The organism is Roseovarius spongiae, from assembly GCF_003651245.1.
GTDB classification, from domain to species: Bacteria; Pseudomonadota; Alphaproteobacteria; order Rhodobacterales; family Rhodobacteraceae; genus Roseovarius; species Roseovarius spongiae.
The window spans coordinates 1-17,703 of record NZ_RAPE01000004.1; the positions used below are offsets into that span (position 1 = coordinate 1).

At 66.4% G+C, this 17,703-nt stretch carries 21 protein-coding genes and 1 pseudogene; 8 read left to right on the forward strand and 14 right to left on the reverse strand.

What is annotated here, in order from left to right:
* A pseudogene (locus D6850_RS13625) lies at positions 1-269 on the forward strand (SCP2 sterol-binding domain-containing protein); the annotation flags it as partial.
* Between the two features lie 234 nt (positions 270-503).
* Here the strand turns inward: D6850_RS13625 and pip are convergent.
* Entirely contained in the window at positions 504-1,475 is a 972-nt protein-coding gene (pip, locus tag D6850_RS13630) for a prolyl aminopeptidase (protein ID WP_121167905.1), read from the reverse strand.
* A gap of 49 nt (positions 1,476-1,524) precedes the next feature.
* Between pip and ubiG the strand changes: the two genes are divergently transcribed.
* The gene (ubiG, locus tag D6850_RS13635; RefSeq protein WP_121167907.1) at positions 1,525-2,271 is read left to right on the forward strand and encodes a bifunctional 2-polyprenyl-6-hydroxyphenol methylase/3-demethylubiquinol 3-O-methyltransferase UbiG; all 747 of its coding nucleotides are present in this window, start codon (positions 1,525-1,527) and stop codon (positions 2,269-2,271) included.
* A gap of 4 nt (positions 2,272-2,275) precedes the next feature.
* Here the strand turns inward: ubiG and D6850_RS13640 are convergent, their stop codons facing one another.
* Genes D6850_RS13640 through D6850_RS13655 form a run of 4 tightly spaced genes read right to left on the reverse strand, consistent with a single transcriptional unit; the run spans position 2,276 to position 4,578 of the window.
* Positions 2,276-2,722: a MarR family winged helix-turn-helix transcriptional regulator gene (locus tag D6850_RS13640; protein WP_121167909.1), complete on the reverse strand. Its 447-nt coding sequence runs from the start codon at positions 2,720-2,722 to the stop codon at positions 2,276-2,278.
* A complete protein-coding gene (locus tag D6850_RS13645) occupies positions 2,719-3,552 on the reverse strand; it encodes a carbon-nitrogen hydrolase family protein (protein ID WP_121167911.1) in 834 nt (277 codons plus the stop codon). The genes D6850_RS13640 and D6850_RS13645 overlap by 4 nt, the downstream gene beginning before the upstream one ends.
* Positions 3,549-3,806 (reverse strand): glutaredoxin 3, encoded by a 258-nt coding sequence (gene grxC / locus D6850_RS13650; protein ID WP_121167913.1) that lies wholly within the window; start codon positions 3,804-3,806, stop codon positions 3,549-3,551. The genes D6850_RS13645 and grxC overlap by 4 nt, the downstream gene beginning before the upstream one ends.
* Before the next feature lie 40 nt (positions 3,807-3,846).
* Positions 3,847-4,578, reverse strand: coding sequence for a double zinc ribbon domain-containing protein (locus D6850_RS13655; RefSeq protein WP_121167915.1), 732 nt, complete (start codon positions 4,576-4,578; stop codon positions 3,847-3,849).
* A gap of 18 nt (positions 4,579-4,596) precedes the next feature.
* Here D6850_RS13655 and D6850_RS13660 point away from each other — a divergent pair, with 18 nt between their 5' ends.
* Both D6850_RS13660 and hemH read left to right on the forward strand, forming a co-directional pair.
* Positions 4,597-5,415 (forward strand): methyltransferase domain-containing protein, encoded by an 819-nt coding sequence (locus tag D6850_RS13660; protein WP_121168435.1) that lies wholly within the window; start codon positions 4,597-4,599, stop codon positions 5,413-5,415.
* Between the two features lie 57 nt (positions 5,416-5,472).
* Complete coding sequence (gene hemH / locus D6850_RS13665; RefSeq protein ID WP_121167917.1) at positions 5,473-6,534, forward strand: ferrochelatase; 1,062 nt, start codon at positions 5,473-5,475, stop codon at positions 6,532-6,534.
* Between the two features lie 125 nt (positions 6,535-6,659).
* Here hemH and D6850_RS13670 read toward each other — a convergent pair whose 3' ends face one another.
* Positions 6,660-6,848, reverse strand: coding sequence for a hypothetical protein (locus D6850_RS13670; protein ID WP_121167919.1), 189 nt, complete (start codon positions 6,846-6,848; stop codon positions 6,660-6,662).
* Positions 6,849-6,991: 143 nt separating this feature from the next.
* A complete protein-coding gene (locus D6850_RS13675) occupies positions 6,992-7,555 on the reverse strand; it encodes a L,D-transpeptidase (RefSeq protein WP_121167921.1) in 564 nt (187 codons plus the stop codon).
* Positions 7,556-7,729: 174 nt separating this feature from the next.
* Between D6850_RS13675 and dalA the strand changes: the two genes are divergently transcribed.
* Positions 7,730-8,248 (forward strand): divisome-associated lipoprotein DalA, encoded by a 519-nt coding sequence (dalA, locus tag D6850_RS13680; RefSeq protein ID WP_121167923.1) that lies wholly within the window; start codon positions 7,730-7,732, stop codon positions 8,246-8,248.
* Positions 8,249-8,288: 40 nt separating this feature from the next.
* Here the strand turns inward: dalA and D6850_RS13685 are convergent, their stop codons facing one another.
* The 5 genes from D6850_RS13685 to hslO all read right to left on the reverse strand — a co-directional run bounded on the left by D6850_RS13685 (position 8,289) and on the right by hslO (position 12,821).
* Complete coding sequence (locus tag D6850_RS13685; RefSeq protein ID WP_121167925.1) at positions 8,289-8,789, reverse strand: L,D-transpeptidase family protein; 501 nt, start codon at positions 8,787-8,789, stop codon at positions 8,289-8,291.
* Between the two features lie 73 nt (positions 8,790-8,862).
* On the reverse strand, positions 8,863-10,086 hold the full coding sequence (locus D6850_RS13690) for a class I SAM-dependent RNA methyltransferase (RefSeq protein WP_121167928.1): 1,224 nt from the start codon (positions 10,084-10,086) through the stop codon (positions 8,863-8,865).
* Complete coding sequence (locus D6850_RS13695) at positions 10,083-11,237, reverse strand: CCA tRNA nucleotidyltransferase (RefSeq protein ID WP_121167930.1); 1,155 nt, start codon at positions 11,235-11,237, stop codon at positions 10,083-10,085. The genes D6850_RS13690 and D6850_RS13695 overlap by 4 nt, the downstream gene beginning before the upstream one ends.
* A complete protein-coding gene (locus tag D6850_RS13700) occupies positions 11,234-11,836 on the reverse strand; it encodes a CoA pyrophosphatase (protein ID WP_121167932.1) in 603 nt (200 codons plus the stop codon). Before D6850_RS13700 ends, D6850_RS13695 begins: the two co-directional genes overlap by 4 nt.
* Entirely contained in the window at positions 11,826-12,821 is a 996-nt protein-coding gene (gene hslO / locus D6850_RS13705; protein ID WP_121167934.1) for an Hsp33 family molecular chaperone HslO, read from the reverse strand. The genes D6850_RS13700 and hslO overlap by 11 nt, the downstream gene beginning before the upstream one ends.
* 82 nt (positions 12,822-12,903) lie before the next feature.
* On the opposite strand from hslO, the gene D6850_RS13710 reads away from it, so the two are divergent.
* Positions 12,904-13,347 carry an NUDIX domain-containing protein gene (locus D6850_RS13710; protein WP_121167936.1) on the forward strand — a complete coding sequence of 148 codons (444 nt, stop codon included), beginning with the start codon at positions 12,904-12,906 and terminating at the stop codon, positions 13,345-13,347.
* On the opposite strand, the gene D6850_RS13715 is transcribed toward D6850_RS13710, so the two are convergent.
* Positions 13,322-14,599, reverse strand: coding sequence for a PP2C family protein-serine/threonine phosphatase (locus tag D6850_RS13715; protein WP_245964193.1), 1,278 nt, complete (start codon positions 14,597-14,599; stop codon positions 13,322-13,324). The two genes, D6850_RS13710 and D6850_RS13715, sit on opposite strands and share 26 nt — an antisense overlap.
* A 161-nt stretch (positions 14,600-14,760) precedes the next feature.
* Here D6850_RS13715 and D6850_RS13720 point away from each other — a divergent pair, with 161 nt between their 5' ends.
* Positions 14,761-15,093, forward strand: a complete 333-nt coding sequence (locus tag D6850_RS13720; RefSeq protein WP_121167938.1) for an Hpt domain-containing protein — start codon at positions 14,761-14,763, stop codon at positions 15,091-15,093.
* A gap of 9 nt (positions 15,094-15,102) precedes the next feature.
* Here D6850_RS13720 and ilvA read toward each other — a convergent pair whose 3' ends face one another.
* A complete protein-coding gene (ilvA, locus tag D6850_RS13725; protein WP_121167940.1) occupies positions 15,103-16,341 on the reverse strand; it encodes a threonine ammonia-lyase IlvA in 1,239 nt (412 codons plus the stop codon).
* Between the two features lie 118 nt (positions 16,342-16,459).
* Between ilvA and D6850_RS13730 the strand changes: the two genes are divergently transcribed.
* Positions 16,460-17,686: an argininosuccinate synthase gene (locus tag D6850_RS13730; RefSeq protein WP_121167942.1), complete on the forward strand. Its 1,227-nt coding sequence runs from the start codon at positions 16,460-16,462 to the stop codon at positions 17,684-17,686.
* The last annotated feature ends 17 nt before the right edge of the window (positions 17,687-17,703 follow it).

The following is a 17,703-nucleotide window of genomic DNA, read 5'->3' on the forward strand; positions in this document are numbered from 1 at the left end:
AGAGCGCAAAGCTGGATCTGTGCGTTTCCGATCCAGGAGGGGACACTGACCTCTATCTCGCCGCCACTCTGAAGGACTTCATCCGAGTCTACCGCGGTGACGTTCGACTGGCGTCTGCAATTGAAGATGGCCGATTGACGGTCGATGGGGCGCCGAAGCTTATACGTCGACTCGAGCGCTGGTTCAATTTCGGCGTCGTGGAAAGGACCGATCCGGCTGAAAGCGCGCCGGCTCGCCGGCCGGTCGCGAGGACCGCGCAATCTCGTTGATTTGGTTACCAGCGGCGACAAAAGGCCGATCCAGGGCATTCCTTAATCGTTGTGCTATGAAACCATCCGAGGCTTTCATGCGGATGAAATCCGCTCATAGGGGGACACACCATGATCATGCGCATGTTTCAGGTTCTTGTGCGAAAAGGTAAGGAGAAGGAGTTCGGCGGGTTCTTTCACAATGAGACAATTTGAACCGCACCGGTTTTTCCGGAGGCTCCAGATCCCGGCTTGCTATGCCCTTCTCATGCCATCCATAACCTGCGCGAGTTCCGCGCTGATGCCGGGTTCGGACAGCGCGTGCCCGGCCAGCGGGATCATGTGCAGCGTCGCGGCGGGCCAGGCTTGGGCGAGGCCATGGGCGGTCTCGGGCGGGCAAATCATGTCATAGCGGCCCTGCACGATCGTGCCGGGAACGTCCGCCAGGCGGTGCATGTTGGCGAGAATCCAGCCATCATGATCGAGGAAGCCGCCATTGATGAAATAATGGTTCTCGAGCCGCGCGAAGGCGCGGGCGTATTCGGCGGGGCTGTCGCCGGTCTGCCCGGTCGAGCGGATCGAGGCCAGCGCGTTCTCCCATGCCGACCAGGCCTTGGCATGCGTGGTCTGAACCTTCAGGTCGTCGCAGAACAGCCGCCGGTGATAGGCGGCGATCAGGTCGCCGCGCTCTTCCTCGGGGATCAGCCCTGTGAAGCGCGCCCATGTCTCGGGCCAGAACCGACCGGCGCCGCCGCCATAGAACCAATCGAGCTCTCGCCGGGTCATGGTGAAGACGCCGCGCAACACCAGGTGGACGCACGCAGCGGGATGGGTGATGCCATAGATCAGCGCCAGCGTCGCGCCCCAGCTTCCGCCGAAGACGATCCAGCGTTCGATTCCCAGTTCCGCGCGGATGCGCTCTATGTCGGCAACCAGGTGCCATGTCGTATTCGCCGCAACCTCTGCATGGGGTTTCGAGCGTCCGCACCCACGCTGGTCGAACAGGATCACCCGATAGCGCCGCGGATCGAAATAGCGCCGCATCGCCGGGCTGCACCCGCCGCCGGGGCCGCCATGCAGGACCACGACCGGTACGCCGTCGGGCCGCCCGGATTGCTCCATGTAGACTTGGTGGCCGTCGCCCACGTCCAACATCCGCTGGTCAAACGGCTCGACCGGCGGGTAAAGATACTGCACTGCGCTCTTATGGCCCGATACCTTGTCCATATTCATCCTGTATGAAACAGCAGAAACACTTGAGCACATGGAGACAGGAATGCAACCCGCACACTCCACCATCGACGACGCCGAGGTCGCCAAGTTCGAAGCGATGGCCGCCGAATGGTGGGATCCGGACGGCAAGTTCAAGCCGCTTCACATGCTCAACCCCTGCCGGCTGGATTATATCACCACGCAGATCGCGACCGAGTTCGACCGCGACCTTGGCGGCGAGTCTCCGCTTGCGGGGCTGCGCCTCCTCGACATCGGCTGCGGCGGCGGGCTGCTGTCGGAGTCGATGGCGCGTCTCGGCGCGGAGGTGGTCGGCGCGGACGCCGCAGCCGGCAACATCCCCGTCGCGCGGCTTCACGCCGAGCAATCGGGCCTCGACATCGATTACCGCCACACCACCGCCGAGGCGCTGGCCGAGGCGGGCGAAAGTTTCGACGTGGTCCTGAACATGGAAGTGGTGGAGCATGTCGCCTCGCCACCCGATTACCTCTCCGCCTGCCATGCGCTGTTGCGTCCCGGTGGGCTGCACATCTGCTCGACCCTCAACCGTAACGCCAAGAGTTTCGCGATGGGGATCATCGGCGCGGAATACGTGATGCGCTGGCTGCCCCGTGGCACCCATGACTGGAACAAGTTCATCACTCCGGACGAGCTGTTCGGCCTGCTGCGCGACGCGGGGTTCGATCCGGTGGACCGCAAGGGGTTCGTCTTCAACCCGCTCACCTGGCGGTGGTCGCTCTCGGACCGGGACCTGAGCGTGAATTACGTCACGGCGAGCGTCCGGCCCGCCTGACGGCCTACTCTTCGGGCTCCAGCCGGGCGCGCAGGCTGCGCAGCACCGGCAGGATCGCACGCACGCGATCCTCGCCCAGTTCCGCGACGAGCTCGTTGATCAGCGGCGCGATGGAGGCCAGCGCCTCTTCGCGCGCCTCCCTGCCTGCGGGGCTGATCGATACGCGCTTGCGCCGCGCGTCGTCCCAATCGGGGCGGATATGTATGTAACCAGCCCATTCCAGCCGGCTCAGGGTATTGGTCATGGCCCCGCGCGTGACGTGAAAGCTCTTGGCGAGCTGGGCGGGGCTGCGCTCGTTCCCCGCGCGCGCAAGGTGGTTCAACACCGAGAAATGCGAGATTTGCATCCCCTTGGGCAGCACGCGGCTCAGCTGGTTGCGGATCAACTGGTCATTGATCAGCACTTCGCTGAAGAGCGCAACCGCAAGAGAGGTGACCGGCCCGCTCGTCATTCGGGGTCGCCGAAGGGGCGGTCATGGTCCAGCGCCGGGATACGGTCGCGCGCCTGCGCGACGCGCTCCATATCCAGGTCGAGCAGCGTCACGCCGGGATCGGCGCCGCCATCGGCGACCACCTTGCCCCAGGGCGCGACGGCGAGCGAATGGCCATATGTCCGCCTCGACTTCCCGCGCGTCGCGGTATGGGTTCCGCACTGCGCCGGGGCAAGGACGTAGCACCCGGTCTCGATCGCGCGGGCGCGCAGCAGCGTTTCCCAGTGCGCGGCCCCGGTGACGGGCGAGAACGCCGAAGGGACGCTAAGGACATGCGCGCCCGCCTGCGCGAGTTGGCGATAGAGGCGCGGGAACCGCAGGTCGTAGCAGATGGTCATACCAAGCCGCATTTGCCCCATATCGCCCAGCACCGCAGCCTTGCCAGGGCGATAGCCTGTCGATTCGCGATAGGATTCGGTGTCGGAAATGGTGACGTCGAACATATGGATCTTGTCGTAACGCGCGGTAACCGAGCCGTCGGGCGCGACCAGGAACGACCGGTTCGCAAAGCGACCGTCGGCATCCCCGGTCTTGAGCGCGAGCGACCCGATCAACAGCCAGATCGACCGCTTCGCCGCGAGGGCGCGCAATGCCGCCAGCGTCTGGTCCTCGTCCTCGCGCTGAAGAACCTCGTTCTGCCGTGCGCGGCTGGCCGAGACGCAGTTCGTGACCTCCGGCGTCAGGACGAACTCCGCCCCCTGCTCGGCCGCGCTCTCGATAAGGTCGGCGGTCAGTGACAGGTTGACCGCCGGGTCGTCGCCGCTGTTGAGCTGAACCAGTGCCGCCTTCACGCCGCAAGAAGCGGGTCGAGCTTGCCCGCGCGCTCAAGCGCATAGAGCTCATCGCAGCCGCCGACATGCACGTCGCCGATGAAAATCTGCGGCACCGTGCGCGCGCCATTGGCGCGTTGCACCATCTCGGCGCGTTTCCCGGGGTTCACGGCGACATTAATCTCGGAAAAACTGATCCCCTTGCTGGACAGCAGGCGCTTGGCCGCGTGGCAGAACCCGCAAAGCGGCGAGGTGTAGATTTCGACTGGCTTCATGGCGTGGCGCGCTCCGGCATTTGGGTCTTTGCCTGTCAATCTAGGGCGCTTTGCCGGCGCGCGCCAGCGTCAGCACGCTTACTTCGGCCGCGCCTGCATCAAGGCAGGCCGTCGCCGCCGCCCCCAATGTCGCACCCGTCGCCATCACGTCGTCGACCAAGAGCACATGCCGCCCGGCAAGCCGGTTCTGGCGCCTCGGATGCGCCCTGATGCTACCTTCCAGCGCCTCGAACCGCGCGGCCCGGCCGAGCCCCCCGAGCGACGGGGTCGCGTGCAGGCGGGTCAGCAGATCGGGGCACACCGGCAGGCCAAGCTCGCGCCCGACGGCGCGGGCCAGCAGCGCGGACTGGTTGAACCGGCGTTTCAGCATCCGCATCCAGTGCAGCGGCGCGGGCGCGATCAGCATGTGCGGCGCCAGCAGCGGCTGAGCGGCCCGCGCCATCCACAGCGCGGCGGGACGGACCACATCCTGTCGGTCGCCATGCTTCAGCGCGAGGCATAGCGCGCGCCCGTTGCCGTCATATTGCAACGCCGCGCGCCCCCGGGCCCAGGGACGTGCGATGCTCATGCAGTCGTCGCAACGCACAGGGCCGTCCGCGCCGGCCCCACCCATGAGCGGGATCCCGCAATCGTCGCAGACCAGCCCGGAAATGAACGGCGTATCGCGCCAGCACGGCCCGCACAGACCGAAATCGCTGTCCACCTGTACGCCGCAGACGGTGCAACGCGGCGGATAAATGAGCCGGACGGCAGATTGTAAATGTGCGTTCATCCCGTATATGTCCCCTTGATGACTGCTTTGCCCTCTCTGACCGATCGCGCCGCCCTCGCGCGCCAGCGCGCCCGCGCCGCCAGGGCGCCCGAATCGTTCCTTCACGAGGCGGCGATCGGCGAGGTCGAGGATCGGCTGGCGGTGGTTAATAAATCGTTCAGCACGACCGCCATCGTGACCGGGCATCCCGAGATCTGGCGACCCGCCTTTCCGGACGCGCTCTGCGTCGAGGACGCCGAGACGCTGGCGCTGGAAGAGGGGATGCATGACCTCGTGATCCACGCGATGGCGCTGCATTGGGCCAATGATCCGGTGGGGCAGATCATCCAGTGCCGCCGCGCGCTGCGCCCCGACGGGCTGTTCCTCGCGGTGTGTTTCGGCGGCGGCGCGCTGAGCGAGCTTCGCGCGAGCCTTGCGCAGGCCGAATCGGAGGTGACCGGCGGCCTCGCGCCGCGCGTCGCGCCGATGGGCGAGGTGCGCGAACTCGGCGCGCTCCTGCAGCGCGCGGGCCTCGCGCTGCCGGTGGCGGACACCGTACCGCTGAGCGCCAGCTATGCGGACATGACCGCGCTCATGCACGACCTGCGCGCGATGGGCGAGACGAACGCGATGGCCGCCCGCCCGCGCCACTTCACCCGGCGCGCGATCCTGCGCCGCGCCGCCGAAATCTATCGCGACGCGTTCGCCATGCCGGACGGGCGACTGCGGGCGAGCTATGATCTGACCTGTCTTACCGGATGGGCGCCCCACGCCTCGCAGCCGAAGCCACTGCGCCCGGGATCGGCGGGCGCGCGCCTCGCCGATGCGCTGGGCACCGAAGAGACGTCCCTCGATTGACCCCACCGGCAAACCGCTTATCTCCTCGCCGGTGACATGAATGAAAGCGAACAACCCATGCGCGACGCCGTCCCGGCCAAATGCCCGGCCCACGCCCCAGCCGACCACCCCGCGATCCCCGCTGAACGCATCGGCGTACTGATCGCCAATCTCGGGACGCCGGACGGAACCGATTACTGGTCGATGCGCCGCTACCTCAGCGAGTTCCTGTCGGACCGCCGGGTCATCGACTACGCGCCGTGGAAGTGGCAGCCTCTCCTGCAGCTGGTGATCCTGAGCAAGCGGCCCTTCACCAGCGGCGCCGCCTACAGGACCATCTGGGACAAAGAGCGCGACGAGAGCCCGCTGCTGACCATCACTCGCGACCAGACCACCGCCATCGCCGAGGCGCTGCACGACGATTATGGCGACTGGGTGATGGTCGATTTCTGTATGCGTTACGGCAATCCCTCGACCCGCTCGAAGGTGGCGGAAATGGTCGCCGCGGGCTGCACGCGCATCCTCTTCTTTCCGCTTTACCCGCACTATGCCGGCGCCACTTCGGCCACGGCGAACGACCAGTTCTTCCGCGCGCTGATGCAGGAGAAATGGCAGCCCGCCGCTCGCACCGTGCCCGCCTATTTCGAGCATCCCGCCTATATCGAGGCGCTCGCGCAATCGGTCGAGGCCGCCTATGCAGCGATGACGCAGGAACCCGACATTCTGGTCGTCTCATACCACGGGATGCCGATCCGCTACCTGACCGAGGGCGATCCCTATCACTGCCAGTGTCAGAAGACGACGCGCCTGCTGCGTGAACGGCTGGGTTGGGACCAGGGGCGCATCACCTCGACCTTCCAGTCGGTCTTCGGCCCCGAGGAATGGCTGAAACCCTACACCGTGGAAGAGGTCGCGCGCCTCGCGCGCGAGGACGGCAAAAAACGCATCGCGGTGATCGCGCCCGCCTTCTCGGCCGACTGCGTCGAGACGCTGGAGGAGATCAACCAGGAGATCCGCGAGAGCTTCGAAGAAGCGGGAGGCGAGGAATTCACCTATATCCCCTGCCTGAACGACAACCCGGCGCATATTGCGGCGCTGACGGCGGTGATCCGCGAAAACCTCGGCGGCTGGGTCGACTGACCTATAGCGCTGAGCCGCCCCACGACGTTGTTGGCGGTAGCGGTAGAGTTTGCCCAATCGGGACCGGGAATGGAAAAGGGGCGATGGAAACCCATCGCCCCTTCGCCGTAGAATAGTCGCGCGGCTTAGTCGGCGGCGATGACGGCAGCCACGATCGCCAGCAGGACCAGCGGAACCCAGACGCCCGCAGCCGAAGAGCTGGCTTGCGTTTCTTCGACGATGACCGGTGCTTCCATGATCGGCTCTTCGTAGTTGCCGGCGAAGCCGGTCGAAGCAGCAGCGGACAGAGCAGCGGCGAGAACGAGTTTTTTCATTGTATCCTCCAGATGTTGGCCGGACGTCACATGTTGCGACGCCAAGCGCCCAAGACTTACCTCGTGAAGTTTTTCTAATCAGCAAACCCGATTGATTGCAAACCCAACGTGACGCCGGGGCATCGAATTTGGCCGCGATTTCGTCAAATTAGCAACACCTGCGTACCCACCTTGGTCAGGCTGAAGAGTTCCGCGATATGCTTGTTGTAGAGCCCTATGCACCCGTTGGACGACTTGCGCCCGATCTTGCGCGTGTCGTGGGTGCCGTGGATGCGGTAATAGGTCCAGCTGAGATAGAGCGCATGCGTGCCCAGCGGGTTGTCCGGGCCCGGCGGGACATAGCGCGGCCAGTAGGGATTGCGCTTGAGCATGTTGGCGGTTGGGCGCCAATCGGGGCCGACGACCTTGCGCACGACCCGGGTGCGGCCCCGGCGGGTCAATTCCTCACTCAGCGGAACGGAGGACGGGTAGAGCCGGTAGGTCTGGCCATCCTGGCCCCAGAAATGCAGCGCGCGGCTGTCGACGTCGACAAGGATCGCGCCATTGCGCAGCGACGAGAAATAGGGCTGCCAGTCAAGCGCGCGGAAGCTCGAGATATTCCGCCGCACGGCGCCGGACCCCTGGGCGAGCGCGGGCGCGCCAAAAACCGCCGCGGCGCCTGCCAGAAAATGCCGTCTGTTCAACTTGCTGGTTAGATTCGCGGTCATCGTCGTCTCTCGCTCCCATCGCGTTCACCGGAATAGCGGATAATATATTGCGCGAATGTCGCAGTCGCAAATCAAACCATTGCCGGTAGGTAAAGTTCCCTTCATGTGGGTTTGAAACGCAACGGCGGTCATTGTAAAGCCTTCCGAAACAATCAAACCGGGTGGAACCCTCTCATGGCGCGAATTCTGGCACTATTTCTTACCGTGGTCCTGGCTCTCGGAGCATGCGCGGCTCCGCCGCCGCCCGAACCGCAGCTCGGCCCGGATGGCAGGCCGCTGCCCAAGGTCTACAGGATCCGCGCGGGCGACGTGTCCAAGATCGAATACCGGATGCTTGATTCAGTCAATTCGCTGCGCGAGGCCGCCGGGCGCGCGCCCGTCGCGCTCAACGCGAAGCTGAACGCCGCCGCCGCGACCCATTCGCGCGACATGTCGGTGCAGAACCGGCCCTGGCATTTCGGTTCTGACGGATCATCGCCCATCGACCGCATCCGCCGCGTCGGCTACGAAGGCGAACTGGTCGGCGAGAACATCTCGGAAACCTACGAGACCGAGCTCGAGACCCTTGCCGCATGGATGGACGAAGAGGATACCCGCCGGGTGATCCTGTCGCCCGACGCCCGCCAGATGGGTTTCGCCTGGCTGCAGGAAGACAACGGCAAGATCTGGTGGACGCTGGTGATGGGCGAGTAAACCGGCTTCCCGGCGCGCCATTGCGCCGGGGCCGCCCTAGTCAGGGCTGGATGGTGATCGGCGTTCCGTTCTTGACCATCGCGTAGATCCACTCGATATCGCGATCCCTCACCGCGATGCAGCCGGCCGTCCAGTCCGGGCTTTTGCGGCCCTTGTCGTCATTGGGCTGCCCATGGATGAAGATGTCGCCGCCCGGGTCCTTTTTCTGGGCCAGCGCCTGCATCCGGTCGGCGACGTTCGGATAGGAAATCCCGATCGAGAGGTGGAACTTGCTGTTCGGGTTGCGCCGGTCGATGAGGTAGGTGCCTTCGGGCGTACGCCCGTCGCCGCGCTCGGTCTTGTGTCCCGTCGGCGCGAAGCCGAGATCAAATTTGTAATCCTCAAGAACCCGGTCGTGGTGCAGAAGATACATCCGCCGGGCCGTCTTGTTGACCACGACATGCGTGACCTCGGGGCCGTTATACGTCTTGAACTTGGAGGAACAGCCCGACAGGCCGATAGCGACCGCCAATGCGACGGCGATGAGTTTCAGTGCGTTCATGTCCCACGTCCTGCTTCTTTTTTTGCCTCGCGCGGATCATATCGCGAACCGGCGCGATTCACATAGCGAATTTCTACGCCGCAGTCAGAACGAAACGCGCGGCCAACTCGACATGCGCGGACCAGCGAAACTGGTCCACCACCCGCACGCGCTCAATTGTGTAGCCAGCCAGCGCCAGCGTCGCCGCGTCGCGGGCAAAGCTGACCGGGTTGCAGGACACGTAGGCGATCCGCGGGATGTGCGTGCGGGCCAGCTCGGCCACCTGCGCCTCGGCCCCGGCGCGGGGCGGGTCTATCACGGCGGCGTCGAACGCCGCCAGCTCGTCCGACAAGAGCGGGTTGCGGAACAGGTCGCGCGCCTCGGTCGTGACCCGTTTCAGCCCTTGCGCGTTGCGCCACCCGGCGTCGAGCGCGGCGATCATGGCGGCGTCCCCCTCGACCGCGTGGACCTGCGCGGATTGCGCCAGCGGCAGCGCGAAGGTGCCGCAGCCGGCAAATAGATCGACGATCCGCGCGGCGCCCTCCGTGGTTTCCATCACCTCAGCCAGCAATGCCGCCTCGCCCTCCCGCGTCGCTTGCAGGAACGCGCCGGACGGCGGCACGACGCTTGCCGCGCCAAAGACCTGCGCGGGCGCGCGCCGGGTGACGACCGTTTCATCCCCGTAAGTGAGCCGCGCGAGGTCATGCGCGTCGGCCAGTTGCGCAAGGCTCACCCGCAGCGGCCCGTCGAGCGGCCGGCCGCCCGTCACCTGCACGTCAAGCCCGCCTTCGGACAGGCACGCCGCAACATCAAGCGCGCCCTTGCGGCTGGCGCAGGCCCGCGCCAGCGCCTCGGCCACCGGCAGCGCGCGCATGAGGTCCGGGTGCAGCAACTGGCAGTCGAGGATCTCGACGATCACGTCCGATCCCTTGGCGTGAAACCCGGCCATCGCGCCCTTTTTCGTGCGCCGCGCGGCAAGGGTGGCGCGACGCCGGGCCTGCGCGGGCGAGGTGGCCACCGGCGCGAAATCGGCCTTGAGGTCGTGCGCGGCAAGCGCGGAGCGCACCACGTCCACCTTCCATTCGGCGACGAAATCGTCCGAGGCGTGCTGCAACTGACAGCCGCCGCAGGATTTGAAGTGACGACAGGGCGGCGTCACGCGGGTCTCCGACGGTGTCTCGATGCGGATATCGGTCAGGCGCTGGCCCACAAGCGCGCCGCTCACTACCTCGCCCGGCAGGGTGAGCGGCGCAAAGATCGGCCCCTCCGCGATGCCGTCGCCCTGATGGCCAAGCCGCAGGATGGTATGCGTGCTCATTCAAACGCGCCTTTCATCAACTCATCGCGCCCCAGCTTGAAGCCGGAGGCGATCCAGCGGTCCTCGAGCGTCCTCAGCGCCGCGCCGAGCGCGGGACCCGAGAGCGCGGGCATGAGATCCGTCGCGCTGAGCGGGAACTGCGACCGTGCGCCGCGCGCGGCCTCGTGCAACGCCTCCGCCGGCAGCGGCGCTTCCAGGAGCGCAGCGCGCAGCAGCAGGATATCGAGCGCCAGGTCGCTCCCGTGCCGGTAGCCCAGGGCGCCGGGGCCATCGGCCGCCTCGACCCCCTCGCGCAGCACCGCCAGGCGCCTCGCATTCGCGTTGCTCAGCCGCAGGCGCTCCGCCACGCCCTCACCGCCCAGCGCCGCGAGCCGCCGCCGCCAATCGGGCGCGACGCCCGCTTCGCCCTCGTGATGCACGAGCGCGGCCAGCGCGCGATCGTCCGCACCCGGCAGGATGCGCGCCAGAACGCCGCTTTGCCGCATCGCCGCCACGCTCGGCGCCGGATCGGGCGCGGCCAGAAGCTTGGTCATTTCGGCGCCGACCCGCTCTGCCGCGATCTTCTCCAGCCCGTCCTGATGCGCGGCGCAGGCGGCCAGCCCCTCCGCGTCGATCCCGTCGCGCGCGAACCAGGCAGTGAAGCGAAAGAAGCGCAGGATGCGCAGGTAATCCTCGCAAATGCGCCGCTCGGCGTCCTCCACGAAACGAACCCGCCCGGCAAGCGCATCAGGCAATCCGCCCAGCGGGTCGATCACCCGGCCATCGGCATCCGCATAAAGCGCGTTCATGGTGAAATCCCGCCGCCGCGCATCCTCGGCCATGTCGGTGGTGAAGGCGACCCGCGCGTGGCGACCGAAGGTTTCCTCGTCCCGGCGGAAGGTGGTGATCTCGTGCGGCACGCCCTCGATCACGAGCGTCACCGTACCGTGGTCCAGCCCGGTGGGGACGCATCGAATGCCGGCCGCTTTCGCGAGCGCGGTCACCTTCTGGGGTGTTGCGTCGGTGGCGAGATCCAGATCGCCCACCCGGCGGCCCAGCACCGCGTCGCGCACCGCGCCGCCGACGAGGTAGGCGGAATGCCCGCCCTTGTCGATCAGCGCGAAGACCGCCTGAAGATGCGGCGCGCGCAGCCAGTCGCCGCCGATCTTCACGGCTCGCCCGCCACTTCCGCGATGCCGCGCAGGATGCGTGCGGTCGCACCCCAGATGTAGTAGGGGCCGAAGGGCACGACGTAGTAGCGCCTGAGCGTCCCGCGCCAGAGCCGCGCCTCGATGCGGAAATTGCCGCGCCCCATGACATGCGCGAGCGGCACCTCGAACACTTCCTCGACCTCGCCCGCCTCGGGCGCCGGGTCGAAGGGCCGCATGACATGGCCGATCACCGGCGTCACGCGAAAACCCGTCACCGTTTCATGCACCGGCATCGCGCCCAGCACCTCGACATTGCCGGGGTCAAGCCCGATTTCCTCGCGCGCCTCGCGCAGCGCGGCGGCGGTCGCGTCGGCGTCGCCCTTGTCCTGCTTGCCGCCGGGAAAGGCGATCTGGCCCGGATGATGCTTGAGCGCGGAAGAGCGTTTCGTCAGGATCACCCGCGGCCCGGCGTCGTCCAGCAGGATCGGCACCAACACCCCGGCGGGGCGCAGGCGGCGGCCCTCGGGCAGCACGGTTTCGGGGTTGAGGTCGAAATCCGAGGTCGCGCCGGGCGGGCGGATCAGCGCGCTGCGCATCCTCTCAAGCGCATCATCCTTCATCGCCCGAGCCGCTCTCGCCCTCGAACCCGAGCGTCGCCGGGTCGAGATCGTAATGCGCGCCGCAGAACTGGCAATCGGCGGTGACGCGCCCGCCCTCGGTGGTCATCTTCTCGATGTCCTTGGCCGAGTAGATCGACAGGCTCTGGCGCACGCGCTCTTCCGAACAGGTGCAGCCAAAGCGGACCGGCTGCGCGTCGAAGACGCGCGGCGTCTCCTCGTGGAACAACCGCAAGAGCAGGTCGGTGGGCGCGACCGACGGGCCGATCAGCTCCAACTCCTCGACCGTGTCGAGCAGGATGTTCGCGCGGTTCCAATGCTCGCCTTCCTCGTCGTCGAGCATGTCCTGCGCCCCGAGCAACCCGCCCTCACCCGAGCCGCCGCCCGAAATAGACGGTGACGCCTTGGGCATATGCTGCAGCATGACGCCGCCGGCGCGCCAATGTTCGCCGCCACTCCCTTCGGTCGAGCGGCCGAAGCTGAGCGAGAACCGCGTCGGCAACTGTTCGGATTGGGCGAAATAGGCTTCGGCGCAGGCGCTGAGGCTGTCGCCGGCCAGCGGCGTGATGCCCTTGTAGGGCTCCATGCCGCGGCCCTGGTCGATCATGATCGCAAAATACCCCTCGCCGAGCTGCTCGAACGGGGCCGAGTCGTTCAGCCGGTCGGCGTCATAGCTCGCGTAGGCGCGGATGCGCGCCGGCTCGCCCTCTTGGGACGGGCCGTAGTAATCGGTCGCGATCATTCGCACCGGGCCGTTCGACTGCACCTGCAATTGCAGCTTCCAGCGCAGCTTGATCGTCTGGCCGATCAGCGCGGTCAGAAGCGTCATCTCGGCCACCAACGCCTCCACCCCGGGCGGATAGGCGTGCTGGCGCAGGACGCCGTCAAGCACCCCGTCAAGCCGCGCGACGCGCCCCCGGATGTCCGATCGGTCGAGCTGGAACGGCAGAACCGTGTCGTCCCAAGCGAGTTTTTCAGCAAATGTCATGGGGTTTCCTTATCTGCCGGACCTTGGCATATCGCGAAGATATAGGCAGGGGCAACCCGGCCTCCAAGGGAAGGGCCCGCACATGATCCGAAGAGTCGGCGCACCACCCGATCAAACGCGGCGCTACACGCTGCGCCAGGGTGTCTATGCGATCCTGCCGCTCAGGGGCGGCCTGCTCCTCACCGTGCAGATGGCGCCGGAGCCGGACATGCAGCTCCCCGGCGGCGGGATAGACCCGGGCGAATCGCCCCTGCGCGCGCTGCACCGCGAAGTGTTCGAGGAAACCGGCTGGCATATCGCCGCGCCGCGCCGCCTGGGCGCGTTCCGCCGCTTCGTCTTCATGCCGGAATACGACCTCTGGGCGGAAAAGCTTTGCACGATCTATACCGCCCGCCCGGTCCGGCAGCTCGGCCCGCCCTCCGAACCGGATCACGAGCCGCTGATCCTGCCCGCCGAGGTGGCGGCGCGCAAGCTGGGCAATGCCGGCGACCGGCTGTTCGTCAGCCGATGGGCGGGAATGGCTTGAACTCGAGCAGGGCCGCCGACACGTCGTCGGCGAAACTGTCGGTTCCCGCGAATTCCGCCAGCTTCCAGACCAGCGATTCGAGGCAGGCCATGCCGCTGGTCTGACGCAGATCGTCCAGGATGCGCATCAGGCCGGCATCGCCGAGCAGCGCGTCATCCCGGCCCGCGCACTCGACCACCCCGTCCGACGAAATCAGGATGCGGTCCCCGGGTCGCAGGCATGTCTCGAACTCGTCATAGGCAGCCCCCGGGATCAGCCCGACGGGCAGGCCGCCGGCGCCGATCACTTCGGTTCCGCCATCGGCCCGCTGCACGGCCGGCGACGGGTGGCCCGCCTGGCATATGGCCACGCGCCCGCTGGCGAGGTCGACGTCGGCCAGCAGCATGGTGAAGTAATGCTCGGTCTCCATCTCCGAGAGGATCAGGTGGTTCAGCATCTCCATCGTCTCGGACGGCGGGCGGGGCGTGAACCCTCCCTCGGCGTCTCCGCTCAACGCGAGGTTCTGCGCCGGGTTGCTTGCCGACAGGTAGCCCGCAAGCCGCGCGGTCATCAGCGCCGAACTGACCCCGTGCCCGGACACGTCGATGCCATAGAGCCCGATGCGCGACTTGTTGATCGGATACATCCCCACCAGGTCGCCGCCGACATGCCCGGACGAACGCAGCAACAGCGACACCTCGGCTGCGCCGAAATCGCGATGCCGCTCGGCGACCAGCGACTGTTGCAGCTTTTTCGCCTCGAGCAGGTCACTGTCGAGCGAGTCGTAAAGCGTTCGCAACTCCGCCAGTGTCGATTCGACCAGCCGTTTCTGGCGCGTCAGTTCGCGCTCCATCCGCAGGATACGTTCGCCCGCGGCGATGCGCGCGCGCAATTCGCCGGCGTTCACGGGCTTGGTCAGGAAATCGTCGGCGCCGGCGTCAAGACCATGCGCGATCTCGTCCTTTTCCGATTTCGACGTCAGCAGAATGAAATAGCCATAAGTGTCGCGCTTCATCGCCCGGAATTCGCGACAAAATTCCAGGCCCGTCATGCCAGGCATCATCCAGTCGCTCAGCACGAGATCAGGCGGCGTTGCGCGACAGATCCGCATCGCTGCGGCTCCGGACTCCGCCTCGGAGACCCGGAAACCCCATTTGCGCAGGGACGCAATCAGGATGCGCCGCTGCAACCGGCTGTCGTCGACGACGAGCACATGCCGGATCGCCACGCAATCCTCATCCACCGTTCCCGCGGGCTGACGCGCACGTTCCACAGATCCACCTTTTCTCACACCCGAGAACGTCGATACGTCGCAAAACACTAACACATTATGAAAGTTAAACTTTTCCCGGCTTACGGTGCGACGGCCGGTCCGCGCTCACCGTTTCTTAACGAGTCGCGCGCATCCTTTGGGGGCGATAGCAGGACAGGCCGATGATCGACTGGGACAGGGTGACGGAATTGCGCGACGAAATCGGCGCAGAAGGCTTTGCCGAAGTGGTCGAGATTTTCCTCGAGGAAGTGGATGAGGAAATCGCTGCGCTGCGCGACGGCTGCGCCGATGACGCACTTGAATCCACGCTGCATCTGCTCAAGGGCGGGGCGCTCAACCTCGGCTTCGCCAGCTTCGCGGCGCTGTGTCAGGAGGGCGAAACCGCCGCCGCCGCCGGCCGCTACGACGCGGTCGACCTGCAAGCGACGCTGGCCGCCTTCGACGCGGCGCGCGCAGCTTTTCTAGACGGGCTGCATCGGCTCGACGCCGCGTGATGCGCCAGCTCAGATCAGGAACTCGGCCAGGACGGGATCGTCGGTGATGTCTCGGAACTCGAATTCCTGGGCGCGCAGCGCAGCGAGCAGCCGGTCGAAATTCTCCTCGTGTGCGGTCTCGATCCCAATCAACACCGAGCCGAAGTTGCGCGCCGATTTCTTGAGATACTCGAACCGCGCGATATCATCCTCGGGGCCCAGCATGTTCAGGAAATCCCGCAGCGCGCCTGGGCGCTGCGGCATCCGCAGGATAAAGTACTTCTTGACGCCGGAATAGCGCTGCGCCCGCTCCTTGACCTCGGGCAATCGCTCGAAATCGAAATTGCCGCCGGAGGTGATGCAGACCACCCGCTTGCCCCGGATGCGGTTTCGCATGTCCTTGAGCGCGCCCACCGCCAGCGCGCCCGCCGGCTCCAGCACGATACCCTCGACGTTCAGCATCTCGATCAGCGTTGTGCACAGGCGATCCTCGGCCACCGTGATCGCCTGCCCCGGATCGAGATGCGCCAGCCGCGCGAAGGTCCGCGCGCCGACCTGCGCCACCGCCGCCCCGTCGGCAAAGCTGTTCACATGGTCAAGCCGCACCGGCGCGCCCGTCCGCAACGCCGCGCCCAGGCTTGCGCCGCCTTCCGGCTCCACCAGCGTGAAATCGCAGGCCTCGCCGACATAGCTCACCACCCCGGCAGACAGCCCGCCGCCCCCGACCGGCATCACGATATGGTCCGGCATCCCACCCAGGTCGCGCTCGATCTCGACCGCGACTGACGCCTGCCCCTCGATCACGTCCTCGTCGTCGAAAGGCGACAGGAAATGCCCGCCGGTCCGCGCGCAATACTCCTGCGCCGCGGCAAGCGTCACGTCGAAATAGTCGCCAGTCAGCTCGATCCGCACCGCGCCGGCGCCGAATTTCTCGGTCTTGCCGATCTTCTGCCGCGGCGTCGTCACCGGCATGTAGATTACCCCCTCAACGCCGAAATACCGGCACATGAAGGCGACCCCCTGCGCGTGGTTCCCGGCGCTCGCGCAGACGAAGACCGGCGCCGGACCACCCCGGTACAGCACCTTGCGCATCGCGTTGAATGCGCCGCGCAGCTTGTAAGAGCGCACCGGCGTCAGGTCCTCACGCTTGAGCAGGATCTCCGCGCCATAAAGCCCGCTCAGGTGATCGTTGCGTTGCAGCGGCGTCGGCTCGAACACCTGCCGCATGAGCGCCTCGGCGGCGCGCGCGCCATCCTTGAAATCGTCCATGCCGCCTGCCTGCCCCATCGCCCCGCCCCGCGCAAGCGAATGTTGCCCGCCGCCCCTCCCTTGCCCAGCGGATCGAAACCGGATAATCCCGCCGCGACCCCGACAAAGGAGCCCACCCATGTCCGCGCCCAAGAAAGTCGTGCTGGCCTATTCCGGCGGCCTCGATACCTCGATCATCCTCAAATGGCTGCAAACCGAATACGGCTGCGAAGTGGTGACCTTCACCGCCGATCTCGGACAGGGCGAAGAACTGGAACCGGCGCGCGAGAAGGCCGTGATGCTCGGGATCAGGCCCGAGAACATCTACATCGAGGATCTGCGCGAGGAATTCGTGCGCGATTTCGTCTTCCCGATGTTCCGCGCCAACGCGCTCTATGAGGGGCAATACCTCCTCGGCACCTCCATCGCGCGCCCGCTGATTTCCAAGCGGCTGGTCGAGATCGCGCAGGAAACCGGCGCCGACGCGGTGGCCCACGGCGCGACCGGCAAGGGAAACGACCAAGTGCGGTTCGAACTGGCGGCCTACGCGCTCAACCCCGACATCAAGGTGATCGCGCCCTGGCGCGAATGGGATCTGACCTCGCGCACGCGGCTCATCGATTTCGCCGAGAAGAACCAGATCCCGATCGCCAAGGACAAGCGGGGCGAGGCGCCGTTCAGCGTGGACGCGAACCTATTGCACACCTCCTCCGAGGGCAAGGTGCTCGAAGACCCCGCCGAGGCGGCCCCCGATTACGTCTACCAGCGCACCACCGCGCCCGAAGACGCCCCCGACGCGGCGGAATTCATCGAAATCGGGTTCGAGCGCGGCGACGCGGTCAGCATCGACGGCGAGACGCTCAGCCCCGCCAGCATCCTCACCCGGCTCAACGAACTGGGCGGCAAACACGGCATCGGTCGGCTCGATTTCGTCGAAAACCGCTTCGTTGGCATGAAATCCCGCGGCATCTACGAAACGCCGGGCGGCACGGTGCTGCTCGAGGCGCACCGCGGGATGGAGCAGATCACGCTCGATTCCGGCGCGGGCCACCTCAAGGATTCGCTCATGCCGCGGTACGCGGAGCTGATCTACAACGGCTTCTGGTTCTCCCCCGAGCGCGAGATGCTGCAAGCGGCCATAGACCACAGCCAGCAGCATGTGACCGGCACGGTGCGGCTCAAGCTCTACAAGGGCGCGGCCACCTGCGTCGGGCGCCGGTCCGATCATTCGCTCTACTCCGAGGCGCATGTCACCTTCGAGGAAGACGCGGGCGCCTATGATCAGAAGGATGCCGCCGGCTTTATCCAGCTCAACGCGCTGCGCCTCAAGCTGCTCGCCGCGCGGGAGCGTCGGCTGAAGCGCTGACGCCGGTAAACTGCGAT